Source organism: Kiritimatiellales bacterium (genome assembly GCA_041656295.1).
Lineage (GTDB): Bacteria > Verrucomicrobiota > Kiritimatiellia > Kiritimatiellales > Tichowtungiaceae > Tichowtungia.
In genome coordinates this window covers 141100-159196 of the sequence record JBBADV010000002.1, presented here as the reverse complement: position 1 = coordinate 159196, position 18097 = coordinate 141100, and the positions used below count along the sequence as shown (strand labels likewise).

Genomic DNA, 18097 nt, shown 5'->3' with positions numbered 1-18097 from the left:
AATGAATTTGGCAATCATCGGCTGCGGCGGCTATGCAGCATATTTGCGCGACCGGATCAGCGAGCTGCCGGAAATCTGCCGGCTGGTTGCAATAGTGACCCGGAATTCAGACAGCGAACCGGTACAGCAGTGTGCCGCAGCCGGGGTTTCCATTTATAAAGATATTGATGCCCTGATTGCAAATGTGCCGCCGGAAACCTGTCCGGCGATTGTTATTCCGACCAGTATAGACAGTCATTTCGAGTACGCGGCGAAAGCGGTGGAAAACGGGTTTCATGTGCTGCTGGAGAAACCGCCGGTGGTGACGATTCAGGATATGGATAAACTGATTGAACTGCAGCGGCGCACCGGAAAATGGATTGCTGTGAATTTTCAGCATCTGTTTGCGACGTCAACGGCCGCGATTAAAAACCGGTTGATGTTCGGCGAGTTCGGCGCAATTAAAAGTGTGCATGCGCATGCGCTCTGGCCGCGCTCGGAAGAATATTTCCGCCGCGCGGCGTGGAGCGGAAAGCTGCGGATGAACAATGTGTGGGTGCTGGACGGAACGATTGGAAATCCGCTGGCGCATTTGATGGCGGAGGCGCTGTATCTTGGAAGTTCCGCCGCCGGAATGGCGTCGCCGGAAACGGTACAGGCGGAACTGTATCACGCCAACGCGATTGAAAGTGAAGATACCAATGCGGTTTGCATTCAGGCCGAAAACGGCGTGAAGCTGTTGTTCAGCGCGAGTCTTGCGACGCCGGAGTCCGGCGCGGTTGTTTGCGAAATCCGCACCGAAAAAGCAACTGTTACACTGACTGATTTCTGCACGGTTGATGTCGAGTTTCATGATGGACGCCGCGAGCGGCAGGATTTTACGGAAGAGGACGATGGGATTTTCAGCCGGCTGGCAATGCTGCGATCAACGATTCACAGTTTAAAATCCGGCGAACGGCCGCTGATTACCGTTGAAGAGTGCCGGCCGTTTGTGCTGGCGTGGAACGGCGCGTTTGAATCCGCCGGAATTCCGGCGGCGATTGACGCTGAATTTACAGCGGTTAAAAAACAGAACGGGAATACATTTCGGTACATTAAAAATATCGGCGGGTCTGTCCGGCAGATGGCGGAAAACGGAACGCTGTTTTCCGCCGCCGCAATTCCGTGGGCAAAGCCCGGGCGGATTGTGGATATGCGGAACTACACTCATTTTCCGTCGCTGAATTATGAGTTGATTGAATTGGAACAGATTGAGTCCCGTCGTATTCATATTGAAAGGGCATCATGAAATTTCCAATTGATAATATAAGTTTTGCGAGCCCGACGCGCCGGAAATTTCTGCAGGGAAGTTTGATGGCATCATCGCTGTCGATGATGGGAATGGGCTGCCGGAAAAGGGTAAAGATATGAAAAAATTCAGATTTGCTTTTGCGACTGATATTCACATGGGACTGCCGTTCGACGGTGTGCGTCCGTACAAAGGTGCCAATCAGCGCGCGCAGTGGTTTTTTAAAGAAGCTGCGGAAGGCCGGCTGGGCGATCTCGATTTTATTCTGTCCGGCGGCGATATGATTCACGGCGTTGAACTCGAAAAGATCAACGCAGAGCAGCCGGCGTTTGCAGAATATATGAAAGAGCTGTCCGTGGTGTTTTATCCGTGCGTCGGCAATCACGAAAACCGGCAGCATGAAGGTGATGCGGTGTACGAAAAAGCGTACCGCGATACATTCGGCGCCGACCGCACGCAATATGCTTTTGTGCACAAAGGAATCCTCTTCATCATGCTGAATAACAGCGGCGATACGGGGTTTGACGGATCAATCGAATTTCAATCGCCCGAAGTTCAGCAGGCATGCCGCGCCGCGCGCCGGAAATTTCTTGAGCAGGCGCTGGCGGAACATCCCGGACTGCCGGTTTTCATCACGTTTCATATTCCGATTGTCCCGATCCGTGACGCCGCCGTGCTGGAAAAAACATTCGGCTTTATCAGTTGGATTTGCGGCGATCTTGCATTGCGGCAACTGATTGAAGACAACAGCGACCGGATTATTGCGGTGCTCTCCGGTCACGTGCATTTGACCGGCCGCGTAAAAACGAATGGCGTTACGCACATCGTTCCATCCGGGCTTGCCAGTTTTCCGCATGATGTTGCGATTTTTGATGTGGCGAACGACTGCATTGATGTGCAGATGATATCCGCGCCGACGGAGCTTGCTGTGCCGTACACAACCAACCTGCATTTGCGCAAAAAAGATGTCGCGCATACGGACAGCGAACATTCAACGGATCTGCTCTATTGCACCGGCAACGAATCTGAACGTAAATTTTCGCTGCCGTATCCACGGCAACGGGCTTAAACCGCCAAGCCGCCAAGAAAAAATTCTAAACAATGGATTTAAACCGCAGATGATGCGGATACAAACGGATGAAAAAAGGTAGGGACGGCAGTCCCTTGCCGTCCGCAAACATTGAATATTCCATATTAACGGCGCGCAAGGGACTGCACGCCTACCGTCGAACATCCGTTTATATCCGCATCATCTGTGGTTAATTGATTGAAGATTTTCATGGCATCGACCGTTTCTAATACATCGTGAACGCGCAAAATATGTGCGCCGCGCAGTGCCGCAAACATTCCGGCGGCGAGTGACGCCGCCAGCCGGTCGCACGGGTTTTCGCGCCCGAGCAGTCGCCCGAACATACTTTTCCGGCTCACGCCGATCAGGACCGGACGTTCTAATTTTATAAATTCCGGCACTGTTTTCAGTAATGTCAGGTTGTGCTCATCCGTTTTGCCAAATCCGATACCCGGATCGAAACAAAGCTGTTCCCGGCGGACGCCGCAGTCGGCAGCAAAGGCGGCTTGCATTTCGAAAAATTTTTTTACGTCTGTTACGACATCGGTGTATTGCGGATTCAACTGCATCGTTTCCGGCGTTCCGGTCATGTGCATCAGCACAACACCGGCGCCGGTGTCGGCGGCGAGCTCCGCCATGCCGAGGCCGCGCAAACCGGCGATATCGTTAATTATATTTGCACCGGCCGCAACGGCCGCACGCGCCGTTTCTGTCCGCCACGTATCCACCGAAATCAAAATTTCCGGCAGCTGCTTGCGCAGCTCGCGAATCACCGGCACTGTGCGCCGGATTTCTTCAGCCGCGCCGACAAACTGCGAACCGGGGCGCGTCGACTCGCCGCCGACATCAATAATTTGTGCGCCCTGCTCCGCCATTTCAATTCCGCGTTTTACTGCCGCGCCGGAATCAAACCAGCGTCCGCCGTCTGAAAACGAATCCGGTGTCACATTCAGAATTCCCATAATCAGCGGCATACCGGAAAACTGGATTTCACATCCGCCGCACGACCAGATTATTTCCTTCGTTTTTGTCATACCGGCAGAATAGCAAAAGAAATGCGCCGGACAAGAATACTGTCCGGCGCAGACAGGATGCGGAGATGATACTGGTTCGTTCGTCCACACCGTCCATCCGCAACATCCGTATAGACCCATTGACCCCGCGGCGAACGGGTGCAGGGCCGGTACAGACGATGTTGTTAATGTGAGGTTCTGCCTTTTCAGTCCATGCCAGACGGTTGCAGAATGGGCCCCAAGACGTTCTCCGGGCTCATCCAGTGTGGCGTCGGGATCCCTTTCCACCTCACCCCGGAGCGCGGCCGGATCAAGCGTACGCCAATGTCCCCAGCTCTGCCTGGGCTCGAGCGTTCCGGCGGCATCGGCCTGGAGATAGAGATAGACAGCACGCCGCCCGACATGAAACCGTTTTGCTACTCCAACTTCCGATCCGCCGTTTTTGACAAAGGCTACGATCGGTTCTCATAAATCCATCGTATAGGCTTTCATGAGCGACGATGTCACAAATAACAACAATATGCTAATATTCTTAATACTATAGAGCGTTTTCTGTTTAATTTATTCTCTGCAATCGCGCACCGGTGCCGTTGATCCATATTGTTTTTCAACGCCCAGCCGTCTGGGAATTACTGGCAAAAAATCGGACGGAGCTGTACAGTAACGCTGCAAATCGCTGCAGGATATCTCACGCGTACCGATAGCTGAGCCGGTAAGAGCAAAATAGCAATCCATCAAATGATTGCTGATGGAGAAATTGAAACCGGCGCGCGGCTCGATCAAGGAGAATTTGCAAAAAACCGGCGCACGCCGAATCAATTAATCGATCGTTTGAAATTCCGAACTAAGCGTTAAACTGTCACAGGTGAGATTAATAAACCACGCGGTGGTTTTTTCAGGCAGCGTAGCCGTAGCAACCCAGTGACCGTTTTTCTGTTTGAATTCCGCCGGTGTTTCAATCCATTTGCGGGTGCCGGTAAATCCGGTGCCGGTTGTTGAAACCAATAATGCTTTTTCCGGCGCAATATCAGAACGGAATTCCGCTTCAGCGCGGTTTCCGTTTATGCCGCCGCGAATCATTTCTCCCCACGGGCGTCCGGTTTCCACCACGCTTTTTGCAAAGGCATAGCTGTCCGGCTTTTTCCACGCCGACGCGTGGCCGTGCTGCATGCGCGGAATCAACGACACCATATAGTCACCACTCATCGCGCGATAACTTTTCGCCTGACTTTCCAGCGAAAATGCCGTGTCCTGCGGCCACGACAGCCAGAGCGCCGGCATTTTTGCGCGCGCCATCCGCACCATCGGGTCCCAGACATTTTTATAAATTTCATTATCGCGCGTCGCATCGCCGTATTGATTTTCGCTGTCGAACAGATGTCCACAACCGTACACCGGGATCACAAATGCAAACCGCGCATCAATGCCCATCACGGTGCTGGTTAAAATTCCACCCCACGAAATTCCCATTAATCCAATTTTATTTTCGTCAACTTCCGGCAGTGAGCGCAGCAGTGAATTGGCGAGAATAGTGGCGGCGGACGCGTGATACGTCCACTGCTCTTCCAGCGGCAGATTTGTGTCGGCATACGTTTGTTTTTTAGCCGGTCCGCTCCATTCGTGCCGTTTCCACGGCCGTGAATTTTCTTCATCGCGTTCATCCGTCTGGCCTTCGGTGGCAATCGCAATCGCCGCAAAACCGTGACTGTTCCACAACTCAACCCATTCTTTAAACGCCGTTCCGCCGCCGCCGTGTAAAAGCACAACGCCGGGAACTTTTTTTCCGGCGGAAACTTCCGGCACGCCAATCCACGCGAACACTTTGGTCGGTTTTCCGTTCAGCGGCAGCGAATCGAAAAAAATCGCTTTCATCGCGCCGGAAGTTTTTCCGGCGTCCTGTACCGCCGGCGCATTTGTCAGCGAGCCGAGCTCAAGAATTTTTTCATTCATCTCCGCATAATCGGAATGAACATTTCCGGCGACAACAAGCATGAGAGCAGTAAGTAATGATTTCATATCTTCCTTTTGATTTAACCACCAAGATGCCGAGAATTTTTTAACCACAGAGATCACTGAGACACGGAGGAAAGATTCTCTGAATCCTCGTCTGAACGCTACCTGACGCAGTCTCTTTGTGCCTCTGTGCCTTTGTTCCTTTCTTCCCTAATGCCTCGTGCCTAATGCCTATTCCCTTTTCTGATTTAACCGCCAAGACGCCAAGGATTTTTTACCCACAGAGATCACTGAGGCACGGAGGAAAGATTCTCTGAATCTCTGTGAACTCTGTGGTTCCATTTCTTTTTCATGTTTTAACCGCCAAGACGCCAAGGATTTTTTATCCGCAGATAAACACAGATGGCACAGATGAAAAATCCACGCTACTCATCCTGTTATCCTGTCAAAAATTTTATTCTGAGATTTAATTTTTGTGCCTTTTTGTGTTTTTCGTGGCCAATTAAGAGATGTCCGAAATTTTTACGGCGCGCGGCGAAATATTTTTTGCGGCGGCGACGGCGGCAGTTTTGCCGGCGGCTCGAAATGATTTGATTACATTGCGGGGAAAACCGCGCGATCATATCGCCGAGTTTATATTCTGTAATCTGATCTTTTTTCACCGTTTCCATTATCACTCCTGAAATTTACCGCTGTCCGAACTTCTGAATACAATGCAAATAATGTTCGATATTTTTTACCGGTGTTTTCCCGGCCAGACCGGAACTTTGGAAAAAATATCCCGGCTCATCTTTTATAATATCAACCGTACTTTTTATCATCTGCTCAATCTGTTCCGGTGTACCGTTGCTGACAATTGTCGGCTTCATTCCGCCGACCATGATTTTTCCGGAAAAGTTTTTCACAACACAGTTTAAATCTGTCTGACCATCAACAGTAATTCCATCAAATCCGGTCGCGGCAATATCGGGAAGCAGCGCGCTTACATTTCCGTCGCAAACAAAAACGCTTTTCTTTCCGGCAGCGCGAATCATTGAACTGACTTCCGCGTACCGGTCATAAATAAACGTTCTGTACCAGTCCGGCGGAAACATCGGGCCATTCGCACTGCACAAATCATCATGACACCCAATAAGCTGCAAGTCGTCGACAGCCGTCATGGCAGAAAGATCACGTTTAGAGATTTCCCAGAACTGATCAAGAATTTCTTTAAACCGTTCAGAGTCCATCATTGCGGCGAGCATAAAATTCTCCCATCCGAAAATCTCAACCGGCCACATAAAAAGCGTATGATAATACCACCCGATAAACAGACAACTGTCGCCCAGCAACGCCTGCTTCTCTTTATAATAATTCCTGAAAAATTCAATGCGGTCATCGAGCGTTGCGGAATCGTGTTCAAGCGGATTGAACTCCAGCACGTCTTCCGGCGAATCGAACATATATTTTTTCATCGCCAGCGTGGGCGCAATTCCCCAGAACGAAGCGGAACAGCTCATTCCGAGATTATCATACATGGAGCGATACGGTTTTTCTGTTTTTTTATTATAAGCCTGCAGATAAGACTGCGTATCATCATTCTGGATAAACTCCGCTTCATTATAATATCGAACCAACGGAAAATTCCATTCTGCAACGCCGCCAGCAATATAATGCGTCATATCAATGTCACAATATTTCAACAGCTCGACTGTTGTTTTCTCTGTGTTCTCCCAGATATCGTCGCCGCAAATTTTTTCAGCCAGCAGAATATTATCCGGAAAATCCCATTGAGGAATCCGGTCGCTCATCACACCATTAATTGCATCCAGCGCCCGTTGTCTGCTCATTTTTTCCTTCCGGAGTTTTCTGGATTATTCACACTTTATTCAATTTCCGCAAGTTGAGCGGTTTTATTTTTTCATCCACATAATTGCAACACGAGAATTTCCATCTTCAGCTCCGGTGACAAATGAAATCATATTGTCATCGAAAGAAAACACGGCATGCGGATGACGAGGATGAGGATCGCCCCAGGTAATATTGGCATATTTCTCTGAATGTCCGGTTTTCATATTATATATCCATATTGAACCGGGCCGATTTGTTATTTTTACATTGGAAATACGTATTGTTGAATCAATCTCTGAACCGCGAAGATCATATACCCAGAATTTTTCATCTGAAGATAAATAATTATGAAGTGTATATGTACTTCCTGTTTTTTCAATTTTCTGTTTTTTGTAATCAAACCGCATTAATGATCCGGCCTGGTCATCCCAATAAATATAATCACCAGAATGCCCCCAAATCATATGATCCATCAGTTCGTTTTCAGAATTTACAACAATATCTGACGAATCATCGTTCTCCAGATTTTTAATATAAACATTTCCCTTCGAATACTGTCCATCAGCTTTTTTCTCACTGTGATGTTTATAGAAAAACAGGTTAATATCATCAGGTCGAATTTCGACATGATTCAATGCTTCATCAGCTGAACAGCTTTTTACAATTCGGGTGGAAATGTGGGTAAGATCACAATCAAAATCAGATACTGAAATATATCCTACCATTCCCCCATCTGCCGGTATCGTATACGGATAAATCAATCGAAGTGTTGTCCCGTCAAAGCAATCATCAAGCTCTCTGGATGTCGCTCCTTCAGGAAGTGTCAGCATTTTCTTAAGAACTCCGGTTAAGCAATTATAACCAAATATCTGAGATCTGGACTTATCGAAAAAAACAATCACTTTTAGTTTGTCATTATATGTAGCATAATAAGGACGTGTTCCGAAATGACTGATATTACTCAATCCGTCGTTAAAAACTGTTGTTAAATAATAAAGGTTTCCCGTCATTATATCAGCAGCCATAATCTGCCGTTCTCCAGAAACAGTTCCTCCTGCAACGTCCGGGCGTGGACGGGACGATGAAAAAAATAGCCAAGTACGATGATTAATCACTCCCCATGTTTCACCGTGATAGTGAAATTGAGTATCCACAAACTCTCCGGATGAAAGATAAATTATTTCTCTACCGGTTTCAGGATCAACAACAACCTCTTTCTCATTTCCAACATAGATCCACGATGAAGGAACTGAAGATACTGTAGTGGCAAACAGGCCAAAAGCAGTACTGAAAAACGGAAGAACGATAACTAATAATTCTATCAGTGATTTCATTTTTTCTCCGGTGTTGATGATCTATTTTTTATCCATTCCAGTATTATATTATCAACCAATATTTCAGCGTCAGAACTTCCTCGTTCCGTCCGAACAATTATTTTATCAAGCTTCAATGATTTTATGTTCGAAGAAAGTTTTCCTTTGGATGTTTTCTCTCCGTTTACAACACCCCAGATTTCAAATGAATCAAGATCGACCATTATCTCTACATGATTCCAGTCACTTTCTTTGAAAGAAAGCTCTTCCTTGGGCGGTTTTGCTGTATCAGAAAAAACTCCGCCAACAGAAAAAAATACTTTTGTTCCACGTCGTTCAAACGTTGCGAGAAAAACTGAATCATCGCCAGTACCGTTAACATCACAAACCAGAGCAAGAACATCTGTTGACAGTTTATGAGGAACAATATCTGCTGACAGCTTTACTGTTCCTGACGAAACGGTTCTATTTTTAGAAAGAAGAAGAATACGTTGCGTCCCGTCAGAAGGAATCCGAACCATTTGCTGCCCGTTTTTCTTTATTATTTCGGCTTTTTGATAATCCGGCGTACTGCCTCTGGACCACCCATTTTGTCCTTGAATTGTCCCTTCCCTAAATACCGGAGATTCAAATCCTTTTGAATCATATAAAATATCAGAAGCATTTCCGATTAATCCCGCTGCGATTATACCACATACAAAAACAGATAATCTCATTTCATTCTCCTTTTCAGATTTCAGTACCTGTTCCGGTAAAAACCGGAACAGGATATATAAAAACTACCGGGTCATCTGGCGAACACCCCACATACTAATCATTGATATAATAAAAAGTGAAATTGTAGCGGGTTCAGGAACTGGTGCGGATTGCAAATAAAAGGTCAAATCCCGGTTGGAGCTGCCAAACTCAGATTTAGGAAGTCCTGTATCTCCGGGATTAAATTGCTGAGCCGTTCCCGGCAGCGAAGAATCTACTGAATAGGACCCCCAAAACATAACCGTACCGGCAACATCGTTTGATGATGGACAAATGGTAATCCCATACCATTGATTGCTGGTTAGCGCGACATTATCAAAATCAATAAACAACCATTGATTTGCTGAAACATTGTTGCGTGTCATCGTAAATGTGATGTTTGTCACAACAGTTCCGGCAGAGCCTGTTGCACCCGACGCTTCTTGAATTATAAGAACATATTCCTGATCTCTAACCCAGGTCGTTTGGCTGGACATCATATACAAACCAATTCCATCCAATAGATCTTCACTCTTCCATTGAAACGTTTGTGTAACACTCCGATTATCACCACTCGTCCACCTTGTTTGAAGATTTCCATCCTGATTAGTCTGACATACTGCCATATTCTTCGAAAAATCCGGTGTTGGATTACTTAATATAACATCGGCTTTTACATGAGCTATAACGATCAGGCTGAAAACGCCTATAACATATTTATACTTTCTATTCATCTCTTCCTCCTTACTTTTTTGTCCGCGAACCTCAGTGTCCGCCGGACGATTTTGTTTATACCTGCAAAGCCGCGGCACCCCGCCCGGCTTTGTCCCGCACTCGCGGATTTTCCTCGACCCATGTCGAATTTACTGACGGAAACAACCTGTATCCGTTCATTTCGATTTTGTGTCCCGGCCGCGCCCATGCCGCGTCGGTTTCTGGAAAAGCTTGTCTATTCCGGTCGTCGCCGTATTTAGCGGCACCGACAGAACCGCAAAACTCAAGGCTGATAGTTGCCAGCGCACCGCCGCATAGATATTTTTGCGGCCAGAGTACGCAGATGCAGTTCAGCGTTCGGGATTCAGCGCTTAGAGTTGTTTGTTTAGAGTTCATATTGGAGTTTTCTATTTCCAGTTCACAGCAATCATCTCAAAAAGTCCCGGGAGATCTGCCATAAATTGTATTGTGTCGCCGTCTGTTGAAAAAAAAAGCTTTACTCCGTCACTGACGCGAACAATGCTTTCCGGAGTTTTTCCGTTCAGGCGGACATAAAGTTGAATACCGTGTATCGGCACCGGCGGTAAAACATCCTGTGCATTCACCAGATTCAGTAAAAACCGCGCGCGCTCCGGTTGTTCAAACAGCGTCAGCTCAACCGCCGGATGCGCATTCGAACTGAATGCCGGTGGCACGGTAAAGCACGAGCGGACTAAACTTTCGAAAGCTTTTTTATGCGGCGGCTGAATTGCCGCTTCAAATTGCGCGGCGCTCCAGATGACGCGACCCTGCCCGAATGATTTTTTGATCATCGCCGGCGCACCGGAATTTTTTTGCGGCGGGTTTGAATGAATGGAAACAAATGTTGAACTGTCCGCCGGATCCGTTCCCGGCAGAACAATTTGCGCCAGCACATTTTCCGGCGCAACATTCTCCGCGATGAGCTGTGCCGCAAAAACGGTCAGCGGATATTCCGGCGCAACGTGCGGGAACAGCGTGCAACCTTCATTTACCGGCGCGATATAAGTGAGCGTTTCTTTAGTTGTGCCGGAAATTTTAATTCCGAATACATCGGCCAGCAGCGCCGGCGATGTTTCGCCGCTTAAGTACAGCGTTCCGCCGTTTTCAACATACGCTTTGAACGCAGCAATTTCTTCCAGCGTCATATCGCGCGCGCCAGGAACAATCAGCAGTTGATAGTTCGCGAGCGTTTCCAAATTCGGTCGCGCAATTACAGCGAACGGAATGTGTGCTTCCCGCATGGTACGCGCCGCGCCGAGCGGTGCGTCGAGATATGGCATATTGGTTGATGTATCGTTGATTTCAATCGCATCGCGAATGTGTTTTCCGTTGTCCTGCGGATAGTATTTCGATGTCAGCGGAAAATAGATTGCAGCGTCGGCGCAGAATGTACCGCCGGCATTCTGTTCAAATTTTTTCAGCTCGGAAAAAACAGAACCGAGCAGTTGATAGACTTCTTTATTCAATGAGCCGTCCGGATTGATCGCATCAATTGCGAGAAATGCACCGTTGTGTGCCAGCGCGAGAAATGCGTGCAGTTCCAGCATCTCCTTTGTTTTCATCGTGGTGTGATCTTTCAAACTCGGATAGCAGCGCGATGTCATATATTCAAACGGCTGATTCTGCGTTACGGCAGAATAGAGTTTGCAGATGAATGACTGCTGTAGAAAGCCGCCGTAAAAATCGCCGCCGGCATAATCGCTGGCATCGGAATTTCCGGTGACTGTTCCGAGCAGATACGGAAAATGAATCGTTGCGCATGTGTGTTCAACCGTGACATCCGGATTACGACTTTTTACTTTCGCCGTCATGGTGTGCACGAATTCCGACATCCATTCTTCGCGCTTGCGCTGAAAATTTACCCAGCGTTCATCGTTCCAATCGATAATTTCAGGAATGCTACCACCGGTTTCTGCGGCATAGCGTTGTTTGCAGGCGTCGCAAAAACAGATCGCCGGCCAATAGGTCATGTCAAAAAACATTCCTTGAAATGGATACGCATCAAACAGCTCGTCGAGTTGCGCAAATGTAAACTCGCGGTATTCTTTGTTATTCGAACAGCAAACGCCGTAGCGCCCTTTCATAAAAAAGTTTTTTACATCCGGATCGCGCGAAGCCTGTCCATCGACATTGCGAATGCGCCACGTCGGAAACTTTTCATATGTCCAGTTATTATAAACCAGACTGTAATAAACAACGGTATCAATTCCATTTTCCGCGCAGAGCGCAAGGACATCGCCAAGAAAATCGCGATCGTTCAAGCCTTTGTGCATTGCGCCGGTTTTTGTCGGCCAGTTGCAGAGTCCGACGTGTGAGTTGGCATAAATCATCGCGCTCTTCACCTGCGCGGTTTTTAGATTTTCAACATACACCGCCGGATCGAGCTTACTCAAAAACGCCGGATTCCAGTCCTCAATATGAATATCAACCAGATTCCGGCGGTAACTTTTTTCAAGCCATTTCATAAAGATTTTTCCGCTAACCCATTTTTAAATCAGGATTTCCGGCGCCGAAATGTTTGAGCATAACGAGCGGATCGCTGGCGGATGCATTCGTGATGGTCACGCCGGTTTTCGCAGCAGTTTCGCTGACGAAATATTCATCGTGCGTCAACTGCCCGAAACGAATCAGTGCCGGTGTTTCAACCTTCCACTGATTCAGCGTTCCGTGCCCCTGCATCATAATCAAACCGTACGCGGCGGAATCATAAATTGTCACCGTACGGCCGGGCAGCACTGTCAGCTCTTTTGCTGAAAATGCGTCCGATTTATAACAGATCCATTTTTCGCAATAACCTTCCGCCAGCATTTCCGATTCCGGTTTTACCGGCACCGGCACCATAAAGTTGTTCTGCATAAAATTCGGATCGACGTTTTTCTCCCAGTCGATCACATCAACCAGATAATCAAAATCGCCTTTGCATTCCGCCGGCGTATCTTTCCACAGCAGTTCTTCCGGAACGACGCGGCGATTTTGAATAACGGATTGATACATTGCAAATACATCCGATGCCGCTTGCGGCTCATAAGTGCAAAGACTTCCCGGCGCGTGCAATACGCCCGCCGGGACATTCCAGCCGGTGCCGGGTTTCAGCCGATAGGCGCGCGACAGATTTGTAATTTCATTGTCGCCCTTCGTGAAATTCATCAGGCACTGCTTCACCTGCTCTTTTGTTACGCCCGGTTCGAATCCGAAAAACGTATACGGAAAATCACCGCCGTGATTATTCAGCTGCGGCGGAAAATAATACGCTTCCGGTTTACCGCGCTGTCCGCCGCGCGCCGCCGCTTCTTCGCCGTGATGAATATGATGCGGCAGCGGTTCCTGATTATCAAAAAACTTTGAGAACATCGGCCACGTACCGAATTTTCCCCACAGCGCCTCACCAATCAGCCAGCGCTTTAATTCAACCACCGCATCACGCAGCGTCAACTGTTCTATTTCACCGTCGACCTCAACCACCACAAAACTAAGACCTTCAAATTCGCCGGTCAGCGGCCCGTTGTCCGCTGATGTGGTGGAAGCAAACCAGCGTTCATCAATTCCGCCGCGCTCGCCGCCCAATGCATAATAATCATCCGGATGCAATTTAATACGCCGGCCTGGAATGCAGAATGACCGCGGCACCCAATTCGGAGCCAACCGTAAAATTCCTTTTCCTTGTTCTAAAGCCAGTGCCGCCAACACTGCTGTATTCATGATTTAATCCTTTCAATCAAATGTAACTTAGCATCAGCAAATCCTTGCTTAGCAGCTTTACTGCGCCATTTTATCGCGTCAGTGTCATCTGTGGAGCACCAGTGCCAAAACAATATGCAAAATCGAGTTTATAATCTTCTTCCTCCTTACCTTTCCTGTTTTGTCTGCGAACCTCAGTGTCCGCCAGACGATTTTGTTTATACCTGCAAAGCCGCGGCACCCCGCCCGGCTTTGTTCCGCACTTGCGGATTTTTTTCCATCAACGCCGGATTTTCCGACGGGAAAAAACTGTAGTCATCCAGACTGATTTTGCGACCCGGCCGCGCCCATGCCGCGCCGTTTTCTGAAAAGAGCTGTCCGTTTTCTGATGCCGCTGTCATCAGCGCTTTAATTTCCGGCAGCACGCGAGTGGTTCCGTACTCTTCCAATTCCTGCCGGACAAAGGCAGATTCCGGCAGTGCCGCCGGAAATCCGAACGATTCAAACGCGCCGTTCCACGCCAGCATATACGGGCGGCACTCTTCCACTGTGATCAGCGGTTTTTCATCATTCAAAAGCCGCGCCGCAATAGCAGCGAGCATACGCCGGCGCGGCTGCGTTTCTTCATACTCCGGCGTTCTGCCTGATTCTGTTTTTCCATCATGAAAATGAATTTCAACTTCAGAAAATTCGGTGAATTGTATCTGCGCACGATCCGTTTCAATTTCGCAAAAAACCTGCGACTGTTCCGCGCCGCACAGACTGCCGTAAAAATAAACGGCGACTTCGTTCGCGCCGGAAATCCGAACACAGCTCGTATCGTCGCCCTCCGTTTCATTCGCGTGATACAGCTCCGCCTCCACCGTTTCCGGCGTCAGCATTCCGGCGTCCGGCGCCGCCAGATAAAGGGCTTCTGCCAGCAGATGCGCGAGCGGATTGCCGATGACGCCGTCAAGCACCCACCGCCCGTTTATTTTCAGTTTGCCGCTCCAGAAATTGCGCAAGAAATAGGATTCCGGCCGCCGCCACAGCGCGCGCGCTTTAACAGATTTTACGGCGCCGAATTCACCGGACATCAATCGCCATTTCAAATTTTGTGTCATGTCGGTGTATAAATATTGAAAATTTACGGCAATCCATTTGCCACTGCGGCGCTGCAGTTCGATCAGCTGATCCAGATCCTGAATGGCGGCCACCGGCGGCTTTTCCAGCAGTACATGAAAACCGCGTTCGACAATGCGCCGGGTGTAATCAAAATGACTTTCAATACTTGTCGGCACAATCACGGCGTCACAGGTTTCCGGCGACAGCGAATCCAGCATTTCATCTACGCCGGCAAAAACCGTTACGCCTTTCGTGCGCATCGCGTCCGCCGCCGGACTTTGAAAATCGTGTGTTGACACCGCAACCAGCGTACAGAATTCAGGAACCTCTGCGATGCGGCACGATAAATAATTCGCGTAGCCGCCGCAGCCGATCATGGCAATTTTTAGCGGTTCAAAGTTTGGAGTTGGGAGTTGGGAGTTCATTGAATTTCTTTCCATTGTTTTTCATCCGCCGCCTGACGCGCAAAGAGGCAGGCGCGGGTTAAGGCAAAAATATCCGGTACAGGGCAGGCATCCCCGCCTGCCCTCTCCTTCATTAATGAGCAGACAAGAAAGTCTGCTCCACAATCTGCACGTTCGGAGCTGGGGCAGACATTCCTGTCTGCCCTCTCTTCCGGTGATGAGCAGACTGGAAGGTCTGCTCCACCATCAATAAACTTGCTATAAATTGACTCCGCCGGCGCAAGCTTCACCGGCGCCGGAATGCCGTCGATAAGCAGCGTACAAGTTTTTTCGTTGTAGCGCGCTTCAATCACACCGGCGGTGCCGACGATGCGAATCCAGTCGTCGCCGTATTCTGCGGCGCCGGCAGGACGGCACAGATCGAGGCTGATGGTTGCCAGCGCGCCGCCGGTAAGTTCGCACACCGCAACACAACTGTCTTCGCAGTCCCGGCGTTCGGGATGCGCCTGATTTTTGTGCAGTGCAGCAACGCGTTCCGGCAGCAGTCCGGTGATAAAGCGGATCATGTCGAACGCATGAATGCCGATCCACGGAAACGTTCCGCCGTAACGGTTGCGGTCACCGAACCATTCGAAACGCAGGCCGTATTTATAGGATTTGCGCGCGTTCACTAACACCGGCATGCCGATTTTCCCGGCACGGCACAGATTGCGCGCGGCCTGAAACACCTGAAACGTCCGCATCGTGAACATGCCGGCGATACGCACACCGTTTTCTTTTACGGCGCGTTCTGCCGCGTCGAGCTGGCCAAAGGTAATTCCGGTAGGCTTTTCGGTGATAATGTGTTTGCCGGCGTTCGCCGCCGCGATAATTGCGCCGGCAATGTGATCGGGGCGCGTGCTGATAACGCAAAACTCCGCCGGAATTTTCAGCAGTTCGTCCGCCGAATCAAAAACCGGTGCACCGGCGGCGAGCGAATGCGCGCAAATCGCCGTCAACTCTTCACCGGCATACGCCGGCGCAATTCCGGCGATGATCACATCGCCGCGCGCCTGCAGTGCGTCCAGCACTTCCGGCCAATGTCCCCAGCCGCCGATACAAATACAGTTCAGCGTTCCGGGTTCAGAGTTGCCACTTCGTTGCCCCGCGTTCGCGGAGCCCTTCTTCACTTCGTTTCGAATCAGAGTTGTTTGTTTAGAGTTCACGGTTAATCACATTTTTTTGCAGAATTTTTTCTGCCGGCGACGGTCATGAGCCAGCCGGTGATAAAGATCATCAGCGCCGTTACGGCGATGATGATGCGCGCGGTCAGCGTGTTCGGGAACAGGACAACAACGAACAGTCCGCCGGCGACAATCATGACCATTTTACCGACGAGCAGCAGCTGACCGGCATCTTCCGACCCGATGTTTTCCGCAGCGGTGTCCACCGGCGTGTTCATGGTTTTATAGAATGTGAGAATTTCATCACGGCTTTTCTCGGAACTGCGTTTCCAGAAAATTCCGCTCAGGAAAAACGGCACCGTGCCGCACAGAATGATTCCGAATACACGGACCGGCAGTGACCAGTTGTTGACAACTGAAAAATAACTGAACACCGCGCCGCAAAGAATCGAAACAACCATCGACCAGCGCGGCGTTTTTTTCACCCAGTACATCAGCACGAACGGCACCGCCGTCGGCAGTGCAACGACGGACGACATGATGAGCATAAGATCGAACAGCGCAAACTGCTCCTGTCGTGCAAGAAAAAGCGCACCCGCCATAATCGCGATGCCGCAAACCATATTAAAAATGCGTGAAACAATAAACATTTCGCGCTCGCCGGCGTCGGGACGAAACAGCGGTTTATACAGATTCAATGCGATGATTCCGGCATTCTGATTAATAGAGGTATCCATCGTGGAAAGCGTCGCCGCAAAAATAACCATGATCATTAATCCGGCGAGTCCGGCGGGCAGCACCTTCAGGCCGATCATCACATACGCCGCATCCTGCGGATGTTTCAGCGCCGGCAGCATGGTGGCAAGATCAGGAAAAATATGCGACGCGGCGATCGGCGGCAGAAACCAGACAAACGGTGCGAAGAAAAAGAGAACCGCCGCCAGACAGGCTGCCTTCTTCGCGCTCTTTCCATCGCGCACCGAAAGGAAGCGCGTGGAGCCGGTGGCCGAGGTAAAGATTAAAAAGATCTGCGAGAAATATGCGAGCGCCCACATCCATGAGTGTTCTTCACTGAACAATTTCAGTTTCACCGGCTCAATGTGTTCAAAAATTCCGCTGATTCCTCCGATCCGGCCAAGCGTCAGTACCGCAACAACAATGGTTAATGCGAGCAGAATGACGGACTGCACAAATGCCGACGTGAGTACCGCCCAGGAACCGCTGAGTGTTGAATAGATGAGAATGACCACGCCGCTGACGATGATGGTGAGCGATACCGGAACGCCGAATGCAACCGAAAGAAATGTCGCCAGTCCCATCATTCCGATGGCGCCGCCGAAGAGCATATTCGGAACCTGAATCCACAGAAAGAACTGTTCGCCCAGCCGGCCGAAGCGGTCGAAAATAATCTGCGCCGAGGTCATCCGGCGCGTCTGCCGGCATTTTGCCGCTATAAATTTTCCGGCAAAGAGATAGGAAATCACATTAAAGTGGAAAATCAGCATAATCAGAATGCCGTGTTTATAGGCAAAGCCTGCCGCGCCGGTAAATGTCCACGCGGTAAATGCCGACATAAAACAGCCGGCGCCGGCCAGCCACCACGGAATCCGGTTGCTGCCGATAAAATAATCCGCTACGCCGCCGCACAGCTTTTTTAAAATAAACCCGATGCTGATCAGCATCAGCAGATACGCCCCGATCACATAACAGTCTGCTGCGCTGAACTGATAAATCGTTTCCGTCATAACCTCTCCGCAGTGCAGGATGCATTCCTGCTTAGCGCAGAGAGATGTAGCACTGAATTTTTTTCAATGCAATACTTTTCTGAAAAAT

At 49.4% G+C, this 18097-nt stretch carries 15 protein-coding genes; 3 read left to right on the top strand and 12 right to left on the bottom strand.

The genetic code is table 11. From position 1 onward, the window contains the following. Position 1: 1 nt before the first annotated feature. The 3 genes from WC959_01935 to WC959_01925 are packed head-to-tail and all read left to right on the top strand — an operon-like array spanning position 2 to position 2336. A complete protein-coding gene (locus tag WC959_01935; protein ID MFA5687902.1) occupies positions 2-1267 on the top strand; it encodes a Gfo/Idh/MocA family oxidoreductase in 1266 nt (421 codons plus the stop codon). Beyond that, positions 1264-1389: a hypothetical protein gene (locus WC959_01930; protein ID MFA5687901.1), complete on the top strand. Its 126-nt coding sequence runs from the start codon at positions 1264-1266 to the stop codon at positions 1387-1389. The genes WC959_01935 and WC959_01930 overlap by 4 nt, the downstream gene beginning before the upstream one ends. Beyond that, positions 1386-2336, top strand: a complete 951-nt coding sequence (locus tag WC959_01925) for a metallophosphoesterase (protein ID MFA5687900.1) — start codon at positions 1386-1388, stop codon at positions 2334-2336. The genes WC959_01930 and WC959_01925 overlap by 4 nt, the downstream gene beginning before the upstream one ends. A gap of 125 nt (positions 2337-2461) precedes the next feature. On the opposite strand, the gene folP is transcribed toward WC959_01925, so the two are convergent. The 12 genes from folP to WC959_01865 all read right to left on the bottom strand — a co-directional run bounded on the left by folP (position 2462) and on the right by WC959_01865 (position 18009). Beyond that, positions 2462-3370: a dihydropteroate synthase gene (gene folP / locus WC959_01920; protein MFA5687899.1), complete on the bottom strand. Its 909-nt coding sequence runs from the start codon at positions 3368-3370 to the stop codon at positions 2462-2464. 798 nt (positions 3371-4168) lie between these two features. Continuing rightward, complete coding sequence (locus tag WC959_01915) at positions 4169-5365, bottom strand: acetylxylan esterase (GenBank protein MFA5687898.1); 1197 nt, start codon at positions 5363-5365, stop codon at positions 4169-4171. A gap of 623 nt (positions 5366-5988) precedes the next feature. After that, positions 5989-7131: a uroporphyrinogen decarboxylase family protein gene (locus tag WC959_01910; GenBank protein ID MFA5687897.1), complete on the bottom strand. Its 1143-nt coding sequence runs from the start codon at positions 7129-7131 to the stop codon at positions 5989-5991. 63 nt (positions 7132-7194) lie between these two features. Next, on the bottom strand, positions 7195-8466 hold the full coding sequence (locus WC959_01905) for a hypothetical protein (GenBank protein ID MFA5687896.1): 1272 nt from the start codon (positions 8464-8466) through the stop codon (positions 7195-7197). Next, positions 8463-9161, bottom strand: a complete 699-nt coding sequence (locus WC959_01900; GenBank protein ID MFA5687895.1) for a hypothetical protein — start codon at positions 9159-9161, stop codon at positions 8463-8465. Before WC959_01900 ends, WC959_01905 begins: the two co-directional genes overlap by 4 nt. Before the next feature lie 63 nt (positions 9162-9224). Continuing rightward, positions 9225-9914, bottom strand: a complete 690-nt coding sequence (locus WC959_01895; GenBank protein MFA5687894.1) for a hypothetical protein — start codon at positions 9912-9914, stop codon at positions 9225-9227. A 55-nt stretch (positions 9915-9969) separates the two neighbouring features. Then, positions 9970-10290 (bottom strand): hypothetical protein, encoded by a 321-nt coding sequence (locus WC959_01890; GenBank protein MFA5687893.1) that lies wholly within the window; start codon positions 10288-10290, stop codon positions 9970-9972. 11 nt (positions 10291-10301) lie between these two features. After that, positions 10302-12380 carry an alpha-L-fucosidase gene (locus WC959_01885; protein MFA5687892.1) on the bottom strand — a complete coding sequence of 693 codons (2079 nt, stop codon included), beginning with the start codon at positions 12378-12380 and terminating at the stop codon, positions 10302-10304. 13 nt (positions 12381-12393) lie between these two features. Continuing rightward, entirely contained in the window at positions 12394-13614 is a 1221-nt protein-coding gene (locus tag WC959_01880; GenBank protein MFA5687891.1) for a hypothetical protein, read from the bottom strand. A gap of 197 nt (positions 13615-13811) precedes the next feature. Further along, a complete protein-coding gene (locus WC959_01875) occupies positions 13812-15122 on the bottom strand; it encodes a Gfo/Idh/MocA family oxidoreductase (GenBank protein ID MFA5687890.1) in 1311 nt (436 codons plus the stop codon). Further along, the gene (locus WC959_01870; protein ID MFA5687889.1) at positions 15119-16306 is read right to left on the bottom strand and encodes a Gfo/Idh/MocA family oxidoreductase; all 1188 of its coding nucleotides are present in this window, start codon (positions 16304-16306) and stop codon (positions 15119-15121) included. Before WC959_01870 ends, WC959_01875 begins: the two co-directional genes overlap by 4 nt. Positions 16307-16308: 2 nt before the next feature. Then, positions 16309-18009 carry a hypothetical protein gene (locus WC959_01865; GenBank protein MFA5687888.1) on the bottom strand — a complete coding sequence of 567 codons (1701 nt, stop codon included), beginning with the start codon at positions 18007-18009 and terminating at the stop codon, positions 16309-16311. Positions 18010-18097: the final 88 nt, after the last annotated feature.

Bases quoted from the DNA above. Each gene is read 5' to 3' on its own strand.
- WC959_01935 (MFA5687902.1), top strand. From the start codon at position 2: ATGAATTTGGCAATCATCGGCTGCGGCGGCTATGCAGCATATTTGCGC.
- WC959_01885 (MFA5687892.1), bottom strand. From the start codon at position 12,380: ATGAAATGGCTTGAAAAAAGTTACCGCCGGAATCTGGTTGATATTCAT.
- WC959_01900 (MFA5687895.1), bottom strand. From the start codon at position 9,161: ATGAGATTATCTGTTTTTGTATGTGGTATAATCGCAGCGGGATTAATC.
- WC959_01905 (MFA5687896.1), bottom strand. From the start codon at position 8,466: ATGAAATCACTGATAGAATTATTAGTTATCGTTCTTCCGTTTTTCAGT.
- WC959_01865 (MFA5687888.1), bottom strand. From the start codon at position 18,009: ATGACGGAAACGATTTATCAGTTCAGCGCAGCAGACTGTTATGTGATC.
- WC959_01890 (MFA5687893.1), bottom strand. From the start codon at position 10,290: ATGAACTCTAAACAAACAACTCTAAGCGCTGAATCCCGAACGCTGAAC.
- WC959_01925 (MFA5687900.1), top strand. From the start codon at position 1,386: ATGAAAAAATTCAGATTTGCTTTTGCGACTGATATTCACATGGGACTG.
- WC959_01895 (MFA5687894.1), bottom strand. From the start codon at position 9,914: ATGAATAGAAAGTATAAATATGTTATAGGCGTTTTCAGCCTGATCGTT.
- WC959_01930 (MFA5687901.1), top strand. From the start codon at position 1,264: ATGAAATTTCCAATTGATAATATAAGTTTTGCGAGCCCGACGCGCCGG.
- WC959_01880 (MFA5687891.1), bottom strand. From the start codon at position 13,614: ATGAATACAGCAGTGTTGGCGGCACTGGCTTTAGAACAAGGAAAAGGA.
- WC959_01915 (MFA5687898.1), bottom strand. From the start codon at position 5,365: ATGAAATCATTACTTACTGCTCTCATGCTTGTTGTCGCCGGAAATGTT.
- folP (MFA5687899.1), bottom strand. From the start codon at position 3,370: ATGACAAAAACGAAGGAAATAATCTGGTCGTGCGGCGGATGTGAAATC.
- WC959_01875 (MFA5687890.1), bottom strand. From the start codon at position 15,122: ATGAACTCCCAACTCCCAACTCCAAACTTTGAACCGCTAAAAATTGCC.
- WC959_01910 (MFA5687897.1), bottom strand. From the start codon at position 7,131: ATGAGCAGACAACGGGCGCTGGATGCAATTAATGGTGTGATGAGCGAC.